Source organism: Stenotrophomonas sp. YJH_SMC_130, assembly GCF_059369035.1.
Genome location: NZ_JCAFSH010000011.1, coordinates 45,194 through 64,664 on the forward strand (window position 1 = coordinate 45,194; position 19,471 = coordinate 64,664).

Genomic DNA, 19,471 nt, shown 5'->3' on the forward strand with positions numbered 1-19,471 from the left:
TGGCCCGGCGCTGCCTGCTCCGGTGGGTGTCAACCGGCACCGCCTTGGTGGGTGTCAACCTTGGTTGACGCAATTTTGATCTGCCGGCCAGCGGCCGGCACTACCGGAATCGTCGTCACCCTGTCGCGGTACAATGTGCGGGTGGCAAGACATCGTTCAACTTCCTTCCCCGGCCCCGATCTGCTGAGTGTTGATCGGGAACATCTGCGCCCGCTGGCCGAGCGCATGCGCCCGCGCACCCTCGACGAAATGGTCGGGCAGAAGCGCCTGCTGGCGCCGGACAGCGCATTGCGCCGTGCAGTCGAATCCGGGCGTGTGCACTCGATGATCCTGTGGGGGCCGCCGGGCTGCGGCAAGACCACGCTGTCGCTGCTGCTGGCCGAGTACTCCGATGCCGAGTTCCGTGCCATCTCCGCCGTGCTGTCCGGGCTGCCGGAAGTGCGTCAGGTGCTGGCCGAAGCCGCGCAACGCTTCGCCGAGGGCCGGCGCACCGTGCTGTTCGTGGACGAGGTGCACCGCTTCAACAAGGCGCAGCAGGATGCGTTCCTGCCGCACATCGAGCGCGGCACGATCCTGTTCGTCGGTGCCACCACCGAGAATCCGTCGTTCGAGCTGAACTCGGCGCTGCTGTCGCGTTGCCGCGTGCACGTGCTGGAAGCGGTATCGCCAACCGATATCGTCGAAGCGCTGGAACGCGCGCTGGGTGACCGCGAACGCGGCCTGGGCGAGGAAGGTATCGAGGTTGCGCCCGAGCTGCTGCTGGAAATCGCCACTGCCGCTGATGGTGACGTACGCCGCGCACTGACGCTTCTTGAAATCGCCGCCGAGCTGGCGGGCGGGGAGGGCGGTCGCATCACGCCGCAGACCCTGACCCAGGTGCTGGCCGATCGTACCCGCCGCTTCGATAAGGGCGGCGAGCAGTTCTACGACCAGATCTCAGCACTGCACAAGTCCGTGCGCAGCTCCAACCCCGATGCTGCGCTGTACTGGCTGACCCGCATGCTGGACGGCGGTTGCGATCCGTCCTATCTCGCGCGCCGGCTGACCCGCATGGCCATCGAGGACATCGGCCTGGCCGATCCGCGCGCGCAGAGCATGGCGCTGGAAGCCTGGGACATCTACGAGCGGCTCGGTAGCCCGGAAGGCGAGCTCGCGTTCGCCCAGCTGGTGCTTTACCTGGCCAGCACCGCCAAGTCGAACGCGGGCTACGCCGCGTTCAACCAGGCCAAGGCCGACGTGCGCCAGAGCGGTACCGAAGAGGTGCCGCTGCACCTGCGCAATGCGCCAACCAAGCTGATGAAGGAGCTGGGCTATGGCGCCGAATACCAGTACGACCATGATGCTGAAGGTGGCATCGCGCTGGACCAGACCGGTTTCCCGGATGCGATGGGCGAACGGGTGTACTACAACCCGGTGCCGCGGGGCCTGGAGATCAAGCTGAAGGAAAAGCTGGATCGGCTGCGCGCCGAGCGTGAGGCGGCAAGGGCCGCTAAGGGTCGCTGAGCCCGTGCCTGTGGCGGATACGTCAATCTGCGCCGATTAGGATCAGGTTGGTGTCTGTTGGATGAAGCCAGAGAAAGACTTCCTGCTTGCCTTTGTGAAAGCCGGACGAGCAGACCGCCTGCCAACCTTGGCCACAATTGACCTCGGGAAATCCGTAGACGGTAGGGTGAGAATACTCGCGTGGCGTCGCGACCCATCCAGCCTTTAACAGGAAACGGCGCAGCGTTTTGTAGTCCATTTCCCATTTCGCATCCATTGCTTTGAGCGCGGCAGGCATCGGAGACGGATTTGCCTTGAGGCTGCCCATTATGTAGCCGGGCTCTATGTGTCCGGGTCCTGCTGAGGGCGGTGTGGACGTCAGGAGTAACGCGATAAAGATGCTCTTCATTTGCCTAGCGTAGTGATGTTGCTGAGCTGGTCAAATGGCGTTGACGCAAATGCCCCGTGAGGAACAAATGGGTCGCTTGAAGAGGCCCCCGGTAAGGCATTCGAGCATGGTTCGTCGCCACATTGTCCTGCGCGCCTTCATTTGGCACACTGCGCGGCTACCTTTTCAAGGATTGATGCCGTGCAGGAAATGATTCTGCCGTTGAGGCGCTATGCCCAGTTCGAGGGTCGCGCCAACCGCCGCGAGTACTGGATGTACCAGCTGTTCCTGTTCCTGGTCGCAACGGCAGTGATGCTGCTGGCCGGCGTGCTGGCGATCCTGCTGCGCAACAGTGCCGATGCGCTGGCCGGCATCCTGATCGGCATGGTGGTACTGCTATGTGTGATGTGGCTGGTCACGATCGTGCCGCTGATCGCGGTGACCGTACGCCGCCTGCATGACTGCAACCAGTCGGGCTGGCTGTTCCTGTTGGCGTTGGTGCCAGGCGGCGGGATCGTGATCATGATCTTCTCGCTGCTGCCGGGCACGCCGCAGGAGAACGTTTATGGTCCGGTGCCTTCGGGGCCGTGACGTTGCGTGAGTCGAGCATGGCTCGACGCTACAGAGGCAAAGAAAAGAAGCCGGCATCTTGCCGGCTTCATCTTTACTTGATGGTGCAATCGCCGAAGGACAGGTAATCGGTGCCCGAGCTGAACTGCAGCGTGCAGCTGGCGGTGAAGGTTGCGCCTTCTTCCAGTGCGCCCAGCTTGGTGGCCTGCTGTTCATCGTCCGTGGTCAGTCGGGCCAGGACATTGCCCTGGTCGTCGCCGGCCTCGATCAGCGGCTCGCCCGCCAGGTTGCTGGAAACGCCCAGTGCTACGGCAGTGAATGTCACCGTCTGGTTGAGTTGGTCCATACCCAGTGACGAATTGCCGGCTTCTTCAAAGGCCTGGTAGAGCGTTGGCAGGTCCTGTGCGGCGTGGGCGGCGAGCGGGGCGAGCAGGCCGAGGGTAAGGGCGATCAGTGCGTTGTGCTTCAAGGGTTCTCACAATCATGGGATCCAATCCCATGGTGTTTGTGTGCAGATGAACGCGACCCGGATGGCGGCAAGTACCCGCCATCCATGGCTGCGCTGGAAGCGGGGCGATCCAATGCCCCGATGGGCCGCAAAATAGGGGAAGTGCTGCCCCTTGCGCAAGCCGGGCATGCGCGCGCGTGATACACAGTGTGACGTTTGATCGATGTGATAATCATTCGCGTTTAAGGTAGACTGCGGTCCCCTGTGAACCGGCGGCCATCGGCCGCTTCTGCCGCCGCTGATGAAGCATTTCGTCCCGCCTTTGCGCCGTGGTCCACTGGCCCGCGGCATGGCCGCCCTGTTGATGGGGGTCCTGATGGCCACGCCCTACGCCCATGCGCAGCAACGCAATCCGCTGCAGAAGATCGGCCACACCGTGCTGGACGAGCCGGCGGCCAGCTATCGCTTTGAACGTTTCGTGGTGGACAGCCCGGACCAGCAGCGCCGTTGGCGGGTGAACCTGGCGATTCCGGCCAGGGCCGGCAAGACCCCGTCCCCGGTGCTGTACGCGCTGGATGGCAATGCCGTGGCCATGGTGCTGGACCAGCCGCTGCTGGCCGAGCTGGCCGCGCGCAAGGCGCCGCCGGTACTGGTGCTGATCGGCTACGACAACGAGCTGCGCATCGATTCCAAGGCGCGTACCTTCGACTACACCGCGTGGATCGACCGTGCCGACGACGAGAGCGGCACGACCCAGGCCGTCGGCGGCGGCGCTGCGGCTTTCCTGGATGTGATCGAGCGCCGCATCAAGCCGGAAGTCGAGCGACGCGCACGCATCGATACGCAGCAGCAGGCGCTGTGGGGCCATTCGCTGGGCGGGCTATTCGTGCTCAATGCGCTGTACACGCGACCTGCCGCGTTCCAGTCCTATCTGGCAGCCAGTCCGTCGCTGTGGTGGAGCCAGGGCGCGGCGCTGGGTGATCCGGAGCAGCAGTTCGTGCAGAACGTGCACGGCCAGCCGGCAAAGCTCTGGTTGATGCTGGGCGGTGCCGAGCGTGTTGGTGATCGTGGCAAGCGTGACATGAGCAACCCACGGGTGGTCGCGCATCTGCGCCGCATCGGTGGCGCCACGCCGGATGCGGCGATGCAGTTGTCAGAACGGTTGGCCAAGGTGCCGGGCATGAGCGTGCAGTACCGCGAGTTCCCGGGGCTGGGACACGGCCCGATGCTGCCGGCCTCGTTCCATGCCGCGCTGCATGAACTGTACGGCGTGACCGACCGCAGCGCCGGTGACGGTGCCCCCACGGATGGTGACAACGCCGCCGAGTGAATCCCTTCGCACGCGATGCCGTGCGACCCCACTACCCAGGCGAGGCTGCCGGCGTGCAGCGGCCCAGGCAACCGATGAATCCCGCGTCACGTGGCGCGGCCTACGTGTGCAAGGAGCCTTCCATGTCGTTCCGTCCGTCTTTCCGTCTCACCTCTCTCGCCGCCGGCCTGTTGCTGGCGGTGACCGCCACCGCGCAGCCGGTGTTCGACCAGCCGGCCAACGCCACCTTCAAGGGTGAGGTTGTCTCGCGCGGTGAGAACGTGGTGCCCGGCAGCACTGCCGACGTAGTTGGTCGTGGCTTCGTGCCGGGCCAGAAGGTCAGCCTGCTGCGTGGCGACAGCGTGCTCAACACGCAGCCGCTGGAGGTCGATGCCGATGGCAACTTCAAGACCCAGCTGAGCATTCCGGCCGATGCGGTGCCGGGCACCCACCCGGTGGTGGTGCGCGCCAGCCAGCCGGCTGCGGCCACGGTGCTGAAGCTGCGCGTGTCGCCGCAGCTGCCGCTGTCCGGCCAGGCGCAGTTCGCCACCCAGTCCAACAAGCTGGTGCCGGGCCTGTACCAGTCCGTTTACAGCGCCGCCAGCAATGCGGTGTTCGTGACCTCGGCGGTGGGCCGTCCGCCGGTGACCCAGTCGCAGTTGCTGAAGCTGGACCCGAAGTCGCTGAAGGTGACCAGGGCGATCACCCCGGCGCAGGTGCCGGGCAGCACCAACGGCGCGGTCTATGCGGTCTACGGTGTGGGCGTGGATGACATCAATGGCAATGTCTGGGTGACCAATACCCGCCAGAATTCGATTGCGGTCTATCGCCAGAAGGACCTCTCGCTGGTCCACCAGTTCCCTGTCGACACCGTGCCGCATGCGCGCGACGTGGTGGTCGATGGCACCCACGGCAAGGTGTTCGCTTCGGCCACGGGTGAGGACCACCTGTCGGTGTTCGATGCGAAGACGTTCAAGGAGCTGCCGCCGGTGACGCTGGAGTCCGGCGTGGATGATGGCAAGTTCACGCCGATGAGCCTGGTGCTGGACGAGAAGGGTGGCAAGCTGTTCACCGTCAGCATCGGCACGCCGGAGGCGGCGGTGATCGATGTGGCCAGCGGCAAGGTCGACAAGGTCATCGACCTGGGCAATTCGATCAGCGCCTCGGGCGTGGCCTTCGACGCAGCACGCAACCGCCTGTACGTGGCCTCGCAGGGCACCGACAACCTGCTGATCGTCGATGTGGCTTCCGGCAAGGTGCTGCATGACGTGCCGGTCGGTGCCGGCGCGCTGAATGTCGCCTTCGATGATGCCTCCGGCCTGGCCTATGTCAGCAATCGCGGCGCCGGTACGGTCACCGTGGTGAACGGCGACGGCAAGGTGGTGGCCAACCTCGATGGCGGCACCCTTCCCAACCATGTGCGTGCCGACGGCAAGGGCAACGTGTTTGCGGTGAACAAGTCACGTGGCGCCGAAGATCCGAAGGGTGACCGCATCACCCGCATCACCCCGAAGCAGTAAGTCACAGGGCAGGGCGGCCTGCACGTCGCCCTGCCAGCAAGGAGAACGAGCATGAACATCGCGTCCCGTCTGCGCCTGTGTGCGCTTCCGTTGGCTGTTTCGCTGGCGCTGTCTGCCTGCAGTGGCTCGTCAACGCCGTCGGATGGCCACAAGGCCGCCGAGCCGCCCGCCGCAACCGCCGCTGCGGACACCGCGTTGCCGGCAGGCTGGCAGCGCGTGGCCGGTGCCGAACTGCCCTCCGTGCACGGCCAGAAGGCCGTGCTGCCGGCCCAGGTGCATTCCGACGATGGTGCAGACGTCGAGGTTGCCGACACCAGCCGCATCATCGCCGGGGGCGACGACGTCATCGCAGTGATCGAGGCACTGGGCCTGGGCCAGCAGGTGTACGCGGCACCGACCAACACCACCACGCAGGCCGGCCTGGCCGCGCCGCACCAGTTCCTGTTCAACCGCACCACCGGCGTGGAGGGCGTGCTGAGCCTGCAGGGCTCGCTGTTCCTCGGCAACAGCCTGCGCCGCCACACCGAGCTGGCGAAAAAGCTGCGCGAGGTGGGCGAGCCGGCGGTGGTCATCGATGACCTGCAGCCTGCGCCGGACAAGGTGCGCAAGGTCGCCGCCGCACTAGGGCTGGCCGAAGCAGGGCAAACACTGGCCACGCAGGTGCAGCGTCAGCTCGACGAGGCTGCAGCGATTGGCAAGGGCCTGGGCCATGCACCACGAGTGATCCACGTCTCGGCCACCGGCGCCGGTGGCTCCCCGACCGTTGCCGGTGCCGACAGCGCCTCGGCGCAGCTGATCGCCCTGGCGGGCGGCATCAACATCGGTACCGAGGCCGGGGTGAAGAACTACTCGCAGCTGAGCAATGAGGGCGTGGTCGCGGCGGCACCGGAAGTGATCCTGGTGACCGAGCATGACCTGCAGCTGTTCGGCGGTGCCGAAGGCCTGTGGAAGGCGTACCCGACGCTGAAGCAGACCCCGGCTGGGCAGGCCAATCGGGTCTGGGTGATGCCGGATGTGCAGCTGAAGTACACCAGTGTCGGTTCCGGTGCTGGCGCACTGGCGCTGGCCAAGGCCCTGGCGGCGTTGCCCAAGGCATGAGTCCGGCGGATCGGCGCCGCCGTCGCGGGCGGACAATGTTGCTGGTGGCGTTGCTGGCACTGCTGGGTGCGGTGCTGGCCTCGTTCGCTGTGGGCCCGCTGCGGCTGCCGCCGCTGGAGGTGATGCAGGCATTGGCGGTGAAGCTGGGCCTGCTCGATCCGCAGACGGTCAGCAGCCGTGATCTGGCGGTGGTCTGGCAGCTGCGCATACCGCGTGCCCTGTTGGGCGCGATGGTCGGTGCGTCGTTGGCGATGGCCGGTGCCAGCCTGCAGGGCCTGTTCGGCAATCCGTTGGCCGACCCCGGCATCGTCGGTGTCAGCCAGGGTGCTGCGCTGGGTGCAGTGGCTGCCATTGTTCTCGGCGCTGCGGGTGCCGCCGGTTGGCTGGTGCCGGTTGCCGCCTTCGTCGGTGGCGCCCTGGCCATCGGTCTGACCTATGCGCTGGCGCGGCCGGGCAAGGGCAGTGGCAATGCGACGCTGCTGCTGGTCGGTATCGCGATGGCGGCCTTCTGTTCGGCGCTGATCGGTTTTCTCACCTATATCGCAAGCGAAAGTGAGCTGCAGTCGCTGGTGTTCTGGCAGATGGGCTCGCTGGCACGTGCCAACTGGGCCGACGTGGCCGCCGTGGTACCGCTGTTTGCCATCGGTGTGCTGGCGCTGCAACGATTGGCAACGCCGCTGGATATGCTGGCGCTGGGCGAGCGCCAGGCCCAGCATCTGGGGCTGGATGTGACCCGCACGCGGCGTCGACTGGTGGCGTTCAGCGCGCTGCTGGTCGGGGCGGCGGTGGCGTTTGCGGGCTCGATCAGCTTCGTCGGCCTGGTGGTGCCGCACGTGGCGCGCCTGCTGGTGGGTCCCGGCCATCGCTGGTTGCTGCCGTTGTCCGGCCTGCTGGGTGCACTGCTGATCGTGGTGGCGGATACGGCCGCGCGCACGCTGGATCCGCCCGCGGAGATTCCGCTGGGCCTGTTCTCGGCCGCGCTGGGTGCGCCGTTCTTCCTCTGGCTGGTGCTGCAGCAGCGCCGCAAGGCGGTGCCATGAGTGTGCTGCTGAAGCTGCACGATGTGGTGGTGCGCCGCCAGCAACGCGAGATCCTGCACGGCATTTCGCTGGCGTTCGAACCAGGTACGGTGACCGCACTGGTGGGCCCGAACGGTGCGGGCAAGTCCACGCTGTTGGCGGTCGCGGCCGGCGACCTGCGCGCCGATGCGGGCGAGGTGAGCCTGCTGGGCAGGCCGCTGGCCAGCTACAAGGCGGGGCCGCTGGCGCGCGAGCGCGCGGTAATGCCGCAGGAGCACGGCGTGCGTTTCGCCTTCAGCGTGGAGGAGGTGGTGGCGATGGGCCGGTTGCCACACCCGCCGGACCCGATCACGGACGATGCCCGGGTGGAAGCGGCCATCGATGCCGCCGAACTGCAGGCGCTGCGCCTGCGCGAGGTGCAGCAGCTCTCCGGTGGCGAGTCCGCCCGGACCACGTTCGCGCGCGTGCTGGCACAGGACACCCCATTGCTGCTGCTGGATGAGCCCACTGCTGCGCTGGACCTGCGCCATCAGGAGCGCACGCTGCGCAGCGTGCGTGCCTGTGCCGAGGCCGGTGCGTGCGTGATCGTGGTGCTGCACGACCTCAATCTGGCCGCGGGCTATGCTGACCGCATCGTGTTGCTGGAACAGGGTAGGGTCGCGGCCGATGGCACGCCGTTGCAGGTGTTGACCGAAGACAACCTGCGGCGCGTCTACCAGCAGGACGTGGTGATGCTGGAGCATCCGCGGCGCAGGGTTCCGCTGGTGGTGGTGGCCTGAGCGAAAGTCCGGCCGATTGCTCCGGGTATCATGGCGGCTTCGTTTTCTTCAATGGACTGATCCCATGTTCCGCACCGTTACCCGCAGCGTGCTGCTTGCCGCGATGATTGCTTCCGTTTACGCAGCCCATGCAGCGTCGACCTCCCAGGTTTCGCTGACCAACGCGGCCGAGAATGCCTCGCTGATCGAAACCCGGCATTCCAGTGGCGACGGTGCCGCAGTGACGTCGATGAAGACGCAGTACTTTGCCAACGAGGAAATGTCGGTGAGCTGGGACGACCAGCAGGTGCTGGTGCTGTGCAGTGAAGCGGCGTACCTGCAGATTCCTGCCGCCAAGCTCAGGGCCGGAGCGCTGACTACCGAGCAGCGGCAGATGATCGTCTATCAGGCACTGATGTCCGGCTTGGGGGCTGTCGCGGGCGTTGTTGGGCCGGCAGGCGAGGTGGTGACCGTGGCGGATGACGGTAGCGAGACCCGCAGTGTTGGCGAGAACAGCTGGGCATACGGTATCGAGCGCTACGACGTGATCAGTCAGCGGCTGCCGGATGGTGCTCTTCGGGTCCGAACCCGTAAGACGGAAACCGTGAATACCACGCCGCCGGCGGGCCCGGACGACACATTCAGCACCGAGGATGATCAGGCGGCACGCCTGTCCGAGCTGGCGCCGGAGGGGAGCTGGATCGAGGTCGTGATTCATGGTGGCCCACGGCTGCCGCACGTGGACCCGGCGATTTCGTTGAAGGGCTGGATGTCGATGGGGGATGACCAGCCTGCAACAGTGGCCGAGGCGCGCAAGCTGCACGGCTGCAAGTGAGGGCTGCCAGGGGTCAGATCCCTTTGCCAGGGGCAAAGGGATCTGACCCCGATCGTTGTCGGCCTCATCGTTCCATTTATGTGCGCAATATTCACTTGCGCGCCAGATTGGCAGGTCTAGAATGCGCCCCATGAACCGGATGCCGCTCCTGAAGTTTTTCACCCTGACCCGCGCAAGTGCGGAACGGGCGTGTCTGCCTGGAGCTCCACAGGGCCGCTGAAGCGGCTATCGCTGGATCATCCACAGAGCGCCCTTCGGGGCGCTCTTTTCGTTTCTGCAGTTTCATTTCCCTAACCCGACGTACCGCAAGGAGAACGTGCCATGCACCAGATCGCCGAGACCGAACGCTAGCCGCGCACCCTGTCGCCAACCGGGGTGCGCGGCCCCCGTAGTTGGCTTTGCAGGAACCTATCTCATGAACACCCAAGTCCTTTCCCGCCGTCGCAACCTTGGCATCATTGCCCACATCGACGCCGGCAAGACCACGCTGACCGAACGCCTGCTGTGGAAAAGCGGCGAGATCCATCGCGTCGGCGAAGTGCACGACGGCAATGCGACCACCGACTTCTCGGCGATCGAGCGCGAACGTGGCATCACCATTGGCGCGGCCGCCGTGCAGGCGCAGTGGGCACCGCGTGATCTGCCGCCGCATCGGCTGACCCTGATCGACACCCCCGGCCACATCGACTTCGCCATCGAAGTCGAGCGATCCCTGCGGGTACTCGACGGCGCCGTGGCGGTGTTCTCGGCCGTGGATGGCGTGCAGCCGCAGTCCGAGACGGTGTGGCGCCAGGCGCGTCGCCATCACGTGCCGCTGATCGCTTTCGTCAACAAGATGGACCGCGTAGGCGCTTCGTTTGAACGCGTGCTGGAGCAGCTGCAGGACAAGCTTCGCGCGCGGCCGTGGGCGCTGGGCGTGCCGTTGGGCAGCGAAAGCGGCTTCAATGGCTGGGTCGATCTGGTCGATGAGCGCGTGCTGCAGTGGCAGGAGGACGGCGCAACCACGGTGACCCCGTGGGACGAAGTGGCGCGGGCCCAATGGCAGGCCCAGCGCGATGCGCTGGTCGAAGCTGTGGCCGATCATGACGAAGAACTGGCCGATGCCTGGCTGGAAGGTCGCGTGATCGATGCCGGGGCGCTGCGCGCGGCAATCCGCCGGGCGACGCTGGCAGGTGCAGGCGTGCCTGTGCTGGCCGGTGCTGCGTTCAAGGACAAGGGCATCGAGACGCTGCTGGATGCCGTGGTCGATTACCTGCCGTCGCCGCTGGATCGCCCTGCTGTCAGCGCCGAAAGCGATGAGGGCGAGGTGATGCTGCCGCCGGATCCGGACGGTCCACTGGCAGGCCTGCTGTTCAAGATCACCCACCAGCAGCACGGCGCGTTGAGCTTCGTGCGGCTGTACTCGGGCGCCTTGAAGGTGGGTGACGCGGTGGCCAGTTCGCAGCATCCGCAAGGGCGGCGTGTCAGTCGCCTGGTGCGGGTGCAGGCCGACCAGACCCATGACATCGAGCAGGCCGTGGCCGGTGACATCGTCGCGGTACTGGGCTGGAAGGATGCGGTCAGTGGCGAGACGCTGAGCAGCCGTGCGCAGCCGCTGCGCCTGGAGAACATCCAGGCTCAGGCGCCGGTGCTGGCCTGGCGGTTGGAGCCGGCGCGTGCGCCGGACCTGATCCGGATGGCGCAGGGGCTGGCCAGCCTGGCCCAGGAAGACCCCTCGTTCCGTGTGGAAACGGACCGGGAAACGGGTGAAACCCTGGTCTGGGGCATGGGCGAGCTGCACTTGGAAGTGATGGTCGAGCGCCTGCGCAGCGAATGGAAGGTCGAGGTGGCCGTAGGTGCGCCACGCGTGGCCTACCAGGAGACGCCGATGCGCCCGATGACCGGTGTCGTCGGGCGGCTGGTCAAGCAGACCGGTGGCCAGGGCCAGTTTGCGCACGTGGTGCTGGATGTGGCGCCGCGCGACGACGACCTTGTCGTGTTCAACGACTGCATCGTCGGTGGCGTGGTGCCGCGCAGCTTCATCGCAGCGGTGGAAAAGGGCGTGCGTGCCGCGCTGTCGGAAGGTCCGCAGGGTCATCCGGTGGTCGGCATCGAGGTCAGTCTTGTCGATGGCCAGACCCATGCCAAGGACTCTTCGGAGATGGCGTTCCATCGCGCAGGCGCCGAGGCGATCAAGGCGGCGCTGGCCGAGGGTGGAACGCAGCTGCTGGAGCCGGTGATGGCGGTGACGGTGCATTCGCCGTCGGCGTCGGTGGGTGATGTGGTCGGCGACCTCAACCGGCGCCATGGCCGCATCGCCCGCATCGAGGACCAGGACGGTCGTGCCGAGGTCAGTGGTTTCGCGCCACTGGCGCAGCTGGTGGGGTACACCACCTCGCTGCGTTCGCTCAGCCAGGGGCGGGCCAGCAGTGAGGCGCACCTGCACGGCTATGAGCCAGTACGCGCGGCATGAAGAAGGCAAGGGAGCCCGTTCGCGGGCTCCCCTTTTTTTGTCCGGGTTTCCGTATCCACGCATGGCGTGGATCTACCGGGTGACCGGGTCGCGAGCTCTGCAGTAGATCCACGCCATGCGTGGATGGATCCGCACCGACACGGCAACATTGGCGCTGCATCGCACCAAATCTGTAGAAAAAGCTGGATTAAAGTGATGCCTCACGATAAATTGCGCACCCCCCGTTGCTCGCCGCCGCCCGCACCCCTCTCATGCGTGATGACAAAGACCCCGGAACCCTGGAGCTGACCCTGCCGCGCAAGCGCGGCCGTCCGCCCAAGTTCGGGTACGCGATGAGCGATGCGCAGCGGGCGGCGCGCTATCGTGCGCGCAGGGCGGGGCAGGCCAACCATGCCGACGTGCGTTCCTGCAGTGACATGGTGCTGCTGGACAAGATCCGTGCGGCGGTCAGTGCCCGCGACACCGAGCTGGCCGGTTTCCTGGTCCACGTACTCTGGCAGCGCTACCCCCTGCAGCTGAAATAGTTCGCCGGTGGGGTGGCCGTTGTCATCGAGCTTGATGATAATGCGGGATTCAGGTTGTTCCCGCTGGCGTGCCCGGGATGGCAGGCGCGCATGATCGAACGGTTCCCAACATGACCACCACCAGCGACACCACCACCGAAGCGGCGCCGAGCGGCGCCCCCCTGTTCTATACCCGCCCGGTGCCGCTGCAGGCCGATGTGCATGCCGATCTGCGCATCCTGCCGGGCAAGCTCGAGTTCGCCGCCGGCAACAATGCCATTCCGCTGGTGCTGGGCGAGTTCTCGCTGGCCCTGCACCACTTCCCGATCCTGTTTGCCGGCCCGAGCGCGGTTCCGATGGCTGCCGTGGGCGTGTCCGACCAGAACCTGTTCATCAAGGATGGCCTGTGGGAAGACGAGGCCTATATTCCCGCCTACCTGCGCCGCCACCCCTTCATCTTCATCGACACCGGTGCGGACAACGACTTCCTGCTGGGCATCGACGAAGAGAGCTCGCGCGTGGTCAAGGGCGGTGACGAAGGCCAGCCGCTGTTCGTGGACGGCAAGGCCACCGAGATGGTGCAGCAGGCGCTGGAGTTCTGCGGCCAGTACACCCGCGAGCATGAACAGACCCAGGCCTTCTCCAAGGCCCTGATCGACAACGGCCTGCTGGTCGAGCGCAACGCCACCGTGCGCACTCCGGATGGCCGCGAGTTCAACCTCAATGGCTTCCTGGTGGTGGACGTTGAGAAGTTCGTGGCGTTGCCGGAAGCGACCGTGGTCGAGTGGCACCGCAGCGGCTGGTTGGCGCTGATCCATCAGCACCTGATGTCGCTGGGTCGCTTCAATGACCTGACCCGTCGCCAGGTCGAGCGCCTGGCCGCGTGATCAAGGGGGTGGGCAGGGTTCCCGCGACGCGGGTGCCCTGTCCGGCCTGCAGTACGCCCAGCAGGCGACGTGCGTCGGTCCAGTCTGGCGTGGCGTCCTGCGCCAGATCGACCAGCTCGGCCGCGATGGCGGCGTGCTCGCATTGACCAAGCATCTGTAGCGCGCCCTGCAATCGGTGCGCGTGATGACCGAGCGCCGATGCGTCTGCATGATCGACAATCCGCTCGATCCTGCCGAGTTCATCGCAGATGTCGGCGCTGTAGGCCGCGTCCATTTCAGTCGCCTGCTCAAGCGCGTCCAGGCTCTGCGGCTCCGGAATGCCCAGCGCAGCGAGCAGCTCGGCGGCGCGCAGCGGCTTGGCCAGCACCGCGTCGAAACCCGAGCGGCGGCTACGTGCGTGGTGACGTCGCCCGCTGCGGGCAGACAAGGCGATCAGGCGGACCGGATGCCCGCTACGGGCGCGCAGTTCGCGTGCCAATGCGTAGCCATCGATGCCACGCAGCCCAATGTCGATCAGTGCGGCTGGGCGGGGGTGGCGTATCTGTTCGGCCAGCGCGCTGGCCGCGTCTTCCTGGGCACATACCTCGGCGCCCCAGCGCCGCAACTGTTCGGCAATGACGTGGCGATTGAGTGCGTGGTCCTCCACCAGCAGCAGTTGCAGCCCGGCCAGTGGCGTGCCCTCCACGGGCATGTCCCGGACACTCTCGGCAGAGTCAGCAGCGCATACCGGCAGGCGCAGGATGAAGCGGCTGCCGCGACCGAGGACGCTGTGCACGGTCAGATCGCCCCCCATCGCACGTGCCAGCTCGCGCGCAATGGAAAGCCCGAGGCCACTACCGCCACGCTGATGCCCGCCGCTGCCTTGACGGAAAGGCTGGAACAGTTCGGCTACCTGTGCTGGCGCGATCCCGATCCCGCTGTCGATCACCTCCAGCAGCAGCTCTTGCGGCCGCGCTGCTGGAAGCAGCCGCAGGCGCAGTTCGATGCCGCCGATATCACTGAACTTCACCGCATTGGCCAGCAGATTGCTGGCAATCTGGCGTAGCGCATCAATGTCCACCCGAATGATCGGCGAAGGTTCGGTCGGGGCATCAAGATGCAGTTGCAGGCCTTTCTGTTGCGCCTGTGGCCGAATGGCCTCCAGTGCCTGCCGGCAAAGCTGGGTCGCATCACAGGCTTGTGCATGCGGCCTGAAAGCGCCGCTGGCGAGGCGCGAAAAGTCCAGTGCGCGATTCAACAGGCCGCGCAGGGATTGGCCGGCGCTGCTGGCAGCGGCGAGCAGATCGCGCTCGCCTTTCGGCAGTGTCGATTGTCCAAGCAGCTCGATCGAGGCCAGTACGGCCTGTGCCGAATTGCGCATCTCGTGACTGATCATCCCGATGGCCTGCGCGCTGCGGCGATCGCCGCGTACCCGCAGGTGACGGGTCATGGGCCACAGCAACAGGGCGACCAGCAGAGGGGGCAGCAGCAGCCAGCCGCGCGGGGGCGAGGCCTGCATCCAGTCCAGTGCGTTTCCCGCCGCCGCTGGCAGGGTCTGGCCTGCCCACAGGTGGAGCAGACTAGCATGCTCCTCCAGCGTGATCTCCCGCAACGCCTGTCCGATGCGTTCAAGCAGCTGCTGGTCTTCCTGGCGGACGAGCAGGTAGAGGTCGGTGGAGAAGTCGCTGTCGAATGGCTGCAGGCGCAGGCTGCCGTTGAAATGACGTCGAACCAGCGGGCGCAGCGTGGATTCCAGGCCAATCGCCACGTCGGCCAGGCCGGATTGAACTGCCGTCAATGCTGCGTACCGATCAGGCAGGTGCTGCAGCCGGATCTGAGGATGATGCGCGCGCAGCCAGCCGGCGTAGGGCCCGCCTTCAACGACGGCCACCACCCGGCCGTCGAGCTCGCGTATCTCCCGTGGCAGCCATTCGCCGGCGCGCCCTGCCAGCAGGGTGGCGCCACCCCGGAAGCGGCTGGACGCGGCGAGGTCGGGGCAGGGCAGCTTCTGGTGTCTCGCGCCGCCAAACACCATGACCAGGTCGGCCTCGTGATGACATACAGCGAGGATTGATGCGGCGGTCGTCGGATAGGGGTGTTCCAGGAAGCTGAGTTGGGCGTGACGCGCCACCAGGTTGGCGTAGCCATGGGCGAGCGTCGGCGGTGATGACGGATCGGCCATCGCCGCGGGCACGGGGCGTAGGGACGGGGCGGTGGAGACCCGCACGCTGCTGCCCGGCGGCCAGCGTGGTGACCGGATATCTTCCGCCGACGCGGCGGGAAGGAGAAGCAGTACCAGCAACCCCAGGAGCAGCAAGCACGGGCGCAATGGCGCGTGGCGCCTCACGGCGACTCCAGCCGTTCACGCAGCGCATAGATCTCCACATCGCTGCGCAATCCCAGCTTGCGCAGCACCGCGCCCTTCTGTGTGCTGACGGTCTTGATGCTGCGGTGCCGGCGCAGCGCGATCTCCGATACGGTCAGGCCTTCCAGCAGCAGCTCCAGTACCTCCCGCTCGTTGCGGCTGAGCTCGCCACGATCGCCGGCCAGCCTGACGTCCGGCGGAATCCGGATCAGGCCCTGGAAGACGCGCACGATGGCGTCGGACAATGCCGCAAGGGGTTCGGCCTTGCTGACGAACCCACTGAGTCCGGCATCGATCAGGCTGTTGAGATTCGTGGTGGGGCAGAGCGTGGCGAAGGCCAGCATTGACGTGCGCGGGAATTCGCGGCACAGCGACGTAACCAGCTCGATGCCGCCCAGGTCGCCACGGGCGAGCGTGAGATCGATGATGGCCACATCCACGGGCATGCGGTGCAGACTGTTGATCAGCGCGTCGCTGCAACCATGGCTGGCGACGATGTCGAACCGGAGATCGCCTGACAGGTGCAGGGCGGTGCCGCGACGGACGACTTCATGGTCGTCCAGGAGCGCCAGGCGAAGCCGGCGCGGTGCAGGAAATCCATTCATGCGCGGGAGGTGATCAGCGCCCATGGGCGTGGCCACCATTCTGGCGCCGCTGTCGCGTCGAACATCGAATTTGTTGCGTTTTTACGACTATTCCTAAAGATCGATGGATGAACTCAATCGATAAGTGCTGATCCATGGGCGGGACATATCGTCGGGTTGAACGCCGCGGGGACCCAGTGCCCTGGCGCGCTCTCGCTGGGTACAGCTGGCCTGGGTTGCAGGGCTGCCGGCACCCTTTGGCAGGACATCAATGTGACGCGTCACGCCGGCGTGCCCGGTCACCCGCGAGCCGAGTAGTGGGCGGTAGCGCAATCTATCGCACCGACTGCGGCACGCGCCTGAGCCTGCCGGTGTCGTAGCCCATGGCCGCGATGCGCTGCACGGCGTGCTGGTAGTCGCTGTCCGATACGTGCGGGGTACGTGCCATGTACCAGACATAGTCGCGCTTGCTGCGTGCGACGATGGTCTGGCCATAGTCGTCGTCCAGCCAGGCAATCACATACTCGGCCTGGATCGGCCAGATGAACTGCATGCCCCAGATCGCGCCATTGCCGTTCTTCTCGACCCGTCCAACCGGGTGCATGGACTTCTGCGGGGCGTCGAAACTGCCCTTGCGATAGGTGAAGGTCGTCTGGATGCGCCCGTCCGGCTGCAGCGCATAGCTCTCCACCGCGTCGAAGGCCTCGCGCTCCGGCCATGAGGGTATGTGGGCGATCACATACCAGTCGCCCATGAAGCGCGGCACGTCCACCGAGGGCGGGCGGGGCAGGGGACGGGTATCGCTGGAGCTGCAGCCGGAACCGAACAGGCTCAAGGCCAGCAGGGGAAGCAGGGAGCGCATGCGCATGTCACACCTCAACGGGGACGGAACAGATAGTGGGCAACCAGCCACTGCTGGCCATCGTCGTAGCCGAACAGCTCGGCGCAGGCCATCCAGAACATGCGCCAGCGCTGCCACCATATCTTCGCCGCCGCCTGGCCGTAGGTTGCGACCAGTACCGGCATCACCGCCTCGCGGGCCGCATCCTGGTTGGCCAGCCAATGGTCGGCGGTGCGCTGGTAGTGGGTGCCGTCCAGCAGCCAGCGCTGATCGAGTCGCAGGTCGCGCTGGAAATGCAGCAGCGTGTCGGCGGCCGGCATCAGTCCACCGGTGAAGAAATGACGGCCCATCCAGTTGTCGCCGCCCTCGGTCTCGAACGGGTACATCAGTGTGCGATGGGCGAAGATGTGCACGAACAGCGCGCCGTCGGGCTTCAGCCACTGCGCGATGTGCGCCAGCAGTCGCTGGTAATTGCGCACATGTTCGAACATTTCCACCGAGACACAGCGATCGAAGCGTGCCGTGGGCAGCTCAAGCTGGTTGACGTCGCAGGTCAGTACCTCGACGTTGTGCAGGCCCCTGGCCTGGCACTGCGCCATGATGTGCTGGCGTTGGCTGTGCGAGTTGGACACCGCAGTGATGTTGGCCTGCCGATAGCGTTCGGCCATCCACAGGGTCAGCGAACCCCAGCCACAGCCCAGTTCGAGAATCTGCTGGCCGTCGGCAAGTCCGGCGCGCTGGCCATACAGTTCCAGCATCGCTTCCTCAGCCTGGTCCAGCGTTTCGCGCCCGGTAGGGTAGTAGCAGCTGCTGTACTTCAGCCGCTTGCCCAGGCAGGCCTGGAAGAACGCCGCGGGAACTTCGTAGTGCTGGCGGTTGGCCGCGTCGGTATGCAATGCGAGCGGACTGTCGGTCAGTTCTGCGATGCGACGGCTGAAGCGTGCGGACTGTGCCTCGATACCTCCCGCCGATTCCTCGTGCAGGCGTTGCGCGCACAGGCGCCGGATGCCGGCACGCAGCGCCGCATCGGGAACCAGCCCGCGTTCGGCCCAGGCGATCAGCCCGGTTTCCGCATCTTCAGCCGGATTCAGTGACGGGATCGCGCTCATGCGGAATGCTCCTTGGAAGAACGGGGGAACCAGGGAAAGAACATCGGCGTGCTGCGCTGGTAGGCACGGTAGTCGTCGCCGCGGCTGCGCAACGCCTGCTTCTCGGTGAAGGGGATGCCGCTGAGATAGCGCAGGAACAGATACATCAGCAGCGGCCCAGCCCACGCCAGCCACCACAGGGGGGAACCGACGGCAAGCAGCACATAGGTGAACCAGTGCAGCCACTCGAAGAAGTAGTTGGGGTGGCGTGAATAACGCCAGAGCCCCTCGCGGCAAGTGCGGCCCTTGTTCGCCGGGTCGGCGCGGAAACGCGCGAGCTGGCGATCGGCCAGGCTCTCGCCGCCGACGCTCAACAGCCAGGCCAGTGCTGCGGCGACTGTCCACGGTGTCAGGCCGGCATGGGAATTGGCTGCCACCGCAACGAAGGGCAGGGCGAACAGCACGACCAGCAGCGCCTGCGCCATGAAGAAGCCAAAGATCTTGCCCTGGTGGCTCTGCCAGTGTTCGCGCAGATAACGGTAGCGCCGGTCTTCGGGTTCACTACGGACCCGGCGCCACAGGTGCAGCGCCAACCGGCTGCCCCACAGGCCGCCGAGCAGGCCCAACGCAACCCGAGGCAACATCGCGCCATCGCCGAGCAGCGCCAGCAGCAGGGCCGAGGCACCCACGCACTTGGCCCAGAGCACGTCGACAACGCCGATGTTCTGGTGGCGGCGCTGCCAGGCCCAGCCCCAGCTCATCACCAGCACGGCATACAGCAGTACCCACAGCAGATTGATCATGACGATGCTCCGGCCAGGGAGGGCGGGGTGGTGCGAGAGCCGCGACGAGCGGTGACGCACAGCAGCGAAAGCGCGATGCTCCAGCCCGCACCCAACACCAGCAGGCCCTGCCACGTGGGTGTGGCGAAACGGACCGCATCGAAACCGCGCGCTGCGGAGAGATAGGCCAGCGGTGCCAACAGCAGGCCGAACAGAGCCGGCAAGGCCGGGTGGCGCAGCAGGAAGCGCATCGAGGTGGTCAGCGTCATCGCGAACGCGGCCCACAGCGCCATGATCCAGGGGGGCGGCACCCAGCCCAGCGGGGCGGCGGCGTAGCGCACGGTGCCGCTGGCGGAGGCGCTGGCATCGACCAGCCATGCGCAGGCCAGTGCCAACACCATCAACCGAAGGTCCAGCCGTGGTTGCGGCGACGTCAGCAGCTGGCTGCCGATGTAGAGAGAGGCTGCCAGCAACGCCGGCCACTGCCAGCCGCGCCCGGCGCCGGCTACGGCGCACAGCCAGACCAGCTGGTTGCCAAGCAGATTGGGCCAGAACCTGCGCAT

19 protein-coding genes are annotated in these 19,471 nt (G+C 66.2%); 11 read left to right on the forward strand and 8 right to left on the reverse strand.

Going from position 1 to position 19,471, the window contains the following annotated elements:
• The first annotated feature begins 225 nt into the window (after nt 1-225).
• The gene (locus AC5P5V_RS13375; protein ID WP_227836677.1) at nt 226-1,503 is read left to right on the forward strand and encodes a replication-associated recombination protein A; all 1,278 of its coding nucleotides are present in this window, start codon (nt 226-228) and stop codon (nt 1,501-1,503) included.
• A gap of 22 nt (nt 1,504-1,525) precedes the next feature.
• Here the strand turns inward: AC5P5V_RS13375 and AC5P5V_RS13380 are convergent, their stop codons facing one another.
• Nucleotides 1,526-1,810 carry a hypothetical protein gene (locus AC5P5V_RS13380; protein ID WP_134968258.1) on the reverse strand — a complete coding sequence of 95 codons (285 nt, stop codon included), beginning with the start codon at nt 1,808-1,810 and terminating at the stop codon, nt 1,526-1,528.
• A 261-nt stretch (nt 1,811-2,071) separates the two neighbouring features.
• Between AC5P5V_RS13380 and AC5P5V_RS13385 the strand changes: the two genes are divergently transcribed.
• Nucleotides 2,072-2,461: a DUF805 domain-containing protein gene (locus AC5P5V_RS13385; RefSeq protein ID WP_100478078.1), complete on the forward strand. Its 390-nt coding sequence runs from the start codon at nt 2,072-2,074 to the stop codon at nt 2,459-2,461.
• A gap of 73 nt (nt 2,462-2,534) precedes the next feature.
• Here AC5P5V_RS13385 and AC5P5V_RS13390 read toward each other — a convergent pair whose 3' ends face one another.
• The gene (locus AC5P5V_RS13390; protein ID WP_134968257.1) at nt 2,535-2,909 is read right to left on the reverse strand and encodes a hypothetical protein; all 375 of its coding nucleotides are present in this window, start codon (nt 2,907-2,909) and stop codon (nt 2,535-2,537) included.
• A 280-nt stretch (nt 2,910-3,189) separates the two neighbouring features.
• Between AC5P5V_RS13390 and AC5P5V_RS13395 the strand changes: the two genes are divergently transcribed.
• The 9 genes from AC5P5V_RS13395 (at nt 3,190) to AC5P5V_RS13435 (ending at nt 13,269) form a co-directional block, all read left to right on the forward strand.
• Nucleotides 3,190-4,218: an alpha/beta hydrolase gene (locus AC5P5V_RS13395; RefSeq protein ID WP_134968256.1), complete on the forward strand. Its 1,029-nt coding sequence runs from the start codon at nt 3,190-3,192 to the stop codon at nt 4,216-4,218.
• Nucleotides 4,219-4,340: 122 nt separating this feature from the next.
• Complete coding sequence (locus AC5P5V_RS13400; RefSeq protein WP_134968255.1) at nt 4,341-5,717, forward strand: YncE family protein; 1,377 nt, start codon at nt 4,341-4,343, stop codon at nt 5,715-5,717.
• A 51-nt stretch (nt 5,718-5,768) separates the two neighbouring features.
• The gene (locus AC5P5V_RS13405; RefSeq protein WP_061478679.1) at nt 5,769-6,815 is read left to right on the forward strand and encodes a heme/hemin ABC transporter substrate-binding protein; all 1,047 of its coding nucleotides are present in this window, start codon (nt 5,769-5,771) and stop codon (nt 6,813-6,815) included.
• Entirely contained in the window at nt 6,812-7,855 is a 1,044-nt protein-coding gene (locus AC5P5V_RS13410; RefSeq protein ID WP_134968254.1) for a FecCD family ABC transporter permease, read from the forward strand. Before AC5P5V_RS13405 ends, AC5P5V_RS13410 begins: the two co-directional genes overlap by 4 nt.
• Nucleotides 7,852-8,613: a heme ABC transporter ATP-binding protein gene (locus AC5P5V_RS13415; protein WP_495215908.1), complete on the forward strand. Its 762-nt coding sequence runs from the start codon at nt 7,852-7,854 to the stop codon at nt 8,611-8,613. The genes AC5P5V_RS13410 and AC5P5V_RS13415 overlap by 4 nt, the downstream gene beginning before the upstream one ends.
• A gap of 64 nt (nt 8,614-8,677) precedes the next feature.
• Complete coding sequence (locus tag AC5P5V_RS13420; protein WP_134968286.1) at nt 8,678-9,427, forward strand: hypothetical protein; 750 nt, start codon at nt 8,678-8,680, stop codon at nt 9,425-9,427.
• A 415-nt stretch (nt 9,428-9,842) separates the two neighbouring features.
• A complete protein-coding gene (gene fusA, locus AC5P5V_RS13425; RefSeq protein WP_134968285.1) occupies nt 9,843-11,879 on the forward strand; it encodes an elongation factor G in 2,037 nt (678 codons plus the stop codon).
• A gap of 251 nt (nt 11,880-12,130) precedes the next feature.
• On the forward strand, nt 12,131-12,403 hold the full coding sequence (locus tag AC5P5V_RS13430) for a hypothetical protein (protein WP_005409616.1): 273 nt from the start codon (nt 12,131-12,133) through the stop codon (nt 12,401-12,403).
• A 110-nt stretch (nt 12,404-12,513) separates the two neighbouring features.
• Nucleotides 12,514-13,269, forward strand: a complete 756-nt coding sequence (locus tag AC5P5V_RS13435; RefSeq protein WP_134968284.1) for a SapC family protein — start codon at nt 12,514-12,516, stop codon at nt 13,267-13,269.
• On the opposite strand, the gene AC5P5V_RS13440 is transcribed toward AC5P5V_RS13435, so the two are convergent.
• The 6 genes from AC5P5V_RS13440 to AC5P5V_RS13465 all read right to left on the reverse strand — a co-directional run bounded on the left by AC5P5V_RS13440 (nt 13,226) and on the right by AC5P5V_RS13465 (nt 19,471).
• Nucleotides 13,226-15,430 (reverse strand): ATP-binding protein, encoded by a 2,205-nt coding sequence (locus AC5P5V_RS13440; protein ID WP_231352715.1) that lies wholly within the window; start codon nt 15,428-15,430, stop codon nt 13,226-13,228. The genes AC5P5V_RS13435 and AC5P5V_RS13440 overlap by 44 nt on opposite strands.
• Before the next feature lie 161 nt (nt 15,431-15,591).
• The gene (locus tag AC5P5V_RS13445; protein ID WP_271162720.1) at nt 15,592-16,242 is read right to left on the reverse strand and encodes a response regulator transcription factor; all 651 of its coding nucleotides are present in this window, start codon (nt 16,240-16,242) and stop codon (nt 15,592-15,594) included.
• A 289-nt stretch (nt 16,243-16,531) separates the two neighbouring features.
• A complete protein-coding gene (locus tag AC5P5V_RS13450; RefSeq protein ID WP_134968283.1) occupies nt 16,532-17,065 on the reverse strand; it encodes a lipocalin family protein in 534 nt (177 codons plus the stop codon).
• A gap of 8 nt (nt 17,066-17,073) precedes the next feature.
• The gene (locus AC5P5V_RS13455; protein ID WP_134955169.1) at nt 17,074-18,147 is read right to left on the reverse strand and encodes an SAM-dependent methyltransferase; all 1,074 of its coding nucleotides are present in this window, start codon (nt 18,145-18,147) and stop codon (nt 17,074-17,076) included.
• Nucleotides 18,144-18,929 (reverse strand): DUF1295 domain-containing protein, encoded by a 786-nt coding sequence (locus tag AC5P5V_RS13460; RefSeq protein ID WP_134968282.1) that lies wholly within the window; start codon nt 18,927-18,929, stop codon nt 18,144-18,146. The genes AC5P5V_RS13455 and AC5P5V_RS13460 overlap by 4 nt, the downstream gene beginning before the upstream one ends.
• Nucleotides 18,926-19,471: a DUF2878 domain-containing protein gene (locus tag AC5P5V_RS13465; RefSeq protein ID WP_061478668.1), complete on the reverse strand. Its 546-nt coding sequence runs from the start codon at nt 19,469-19,471 to the stop codon at nt 18,926-18,928. The genes AC5P5V_RS13460 and AC5P5V_RS13465 overlap by 4 nt, the downstream gene beginning before the upstream one ends.

Bases quoted from the DNA above. Each gene is read 5' to 3' on its own strand.
- AC5P5V_RS13395 (WP_134968256.1), top strand. From the start codon at position 3,190: ATGAAGCATTTCGTCCCGCCTTTGCGCCGTGGTCCACTGGCCCGCGGC.
- AC5P5V_RS13375 (WP_227836677.1), top strand. From the start codon at position 226: ATGCGCCCGCGCACCCTCGACGAAATGGTCGGGCAGAAGCGCCTGCTG.
- AC5P5V_RS13440 (WP_231352715.1), bottom strand. From the start codon at position 15,430: ATGGCCGATCCGTCATCACCGCCGACGCTCGCCCATGGCTACGCCAAC.
- AC5P5V_RS13465 (WP_061478668.1), bottom strand. From the start codon at position 19,471: ATGCGCAGGTTCTGGCCCAATCTGCTTGGCAACCAGCTGGTCTGGCTG.
- AC5P5V_RS13435 (WP_134968284.1), top strand. From the start codon at position 12,514: ATGACCACCACCAGCGACACCACCACCGAAGCGGCGCCGAGCGGCGCC.
- AC5P5V_RS13460 (WP_134968282.1), bottom strand. From the start codon at position 18,929: ATGATCAATCTGCTGTGGGTACTGCTGTATGCCGTGCTGGTGATGAGC.
- AC5P5V_RS13410 (WP_134968254.1), top strand. From the start codon at position 6,812: ATGAGTCCGGCGGATCGGCGCCGCCGTCGCGGGCGGACAATGTTGCTG.
- AC5P5V_RS13430 (WP_005409616.1), top strand. From the start codon at position 12,131: ATGCGTGATGACAAAGACCCCGGAACCCTGGAGCTGACCCTGCCGCGC.
- fusA (WP_134968285.1), top strand. From the start codon at position 9,843: ATGAACACCCAAGTCCTTTCCCGCCGTCGCAACCTTGGCATCATTGCC.
- AC5P5V_RS13380 (WP_134968258.1), bottom strand. From the start codon at position 1,810: ATGGGCAGCCTCAAGGCAAATCCGTCTCCGATGCCTGCCGCGCTCAAA.
- AC5P5V_RS13415 (WP_495215908.1), top strand. From the start codon at position 7,852: ATGAGTGTGCTGCTGAAGCTGCACGATGTGGTGGTGCGCCGCCAGCAA.
- AC5P5V_RS13445 (WP_271162720.1), bottom strand. From the start codon at position 16,242: ATGGGCGCTGATCACCTCCCGCGCATGAATGGATTTCCTGCACCGCGC.
- AC5P5V_RS13405 (WP_061478679.1), top strand. From the start codon at position 5,769: ATGAACATCGCGTCCCGTCTGCGCCTGTGTGCGCTTCCGTTGGCTGTT.
- AC5P5V_RS13420 (WP_134968286.1), top strand. From the start codon at position 8,678: ATGTTCCGCACCGTTACCCGCAGCGTGCTGCTTGCCGCGATGATTGCT.
- AC5P5V_RS13450 (WP_134968283.1), bottom strand. From the start codon at position 17,065: ATGCGCATGCGCTCCCTGCTTCCCCTGCTGGCCTTGAGCCTGTTCGGT.
- AC5P5V_RS13455 (WP_134955169.1), bottom strand. From the start codon at position 18,147: ATGAGCGCGATCCCGTCACTGAATCCGGCTGAAGATGCGGAAACCGGG.
- AC5P5V_RS13400 (WP_134968255.1), top strand. From the start codon at position 4,341: ATGTCGTTCCGTCCGTCTTTCCGTCTCACCTCTCTCGCCGCCGGCCTG.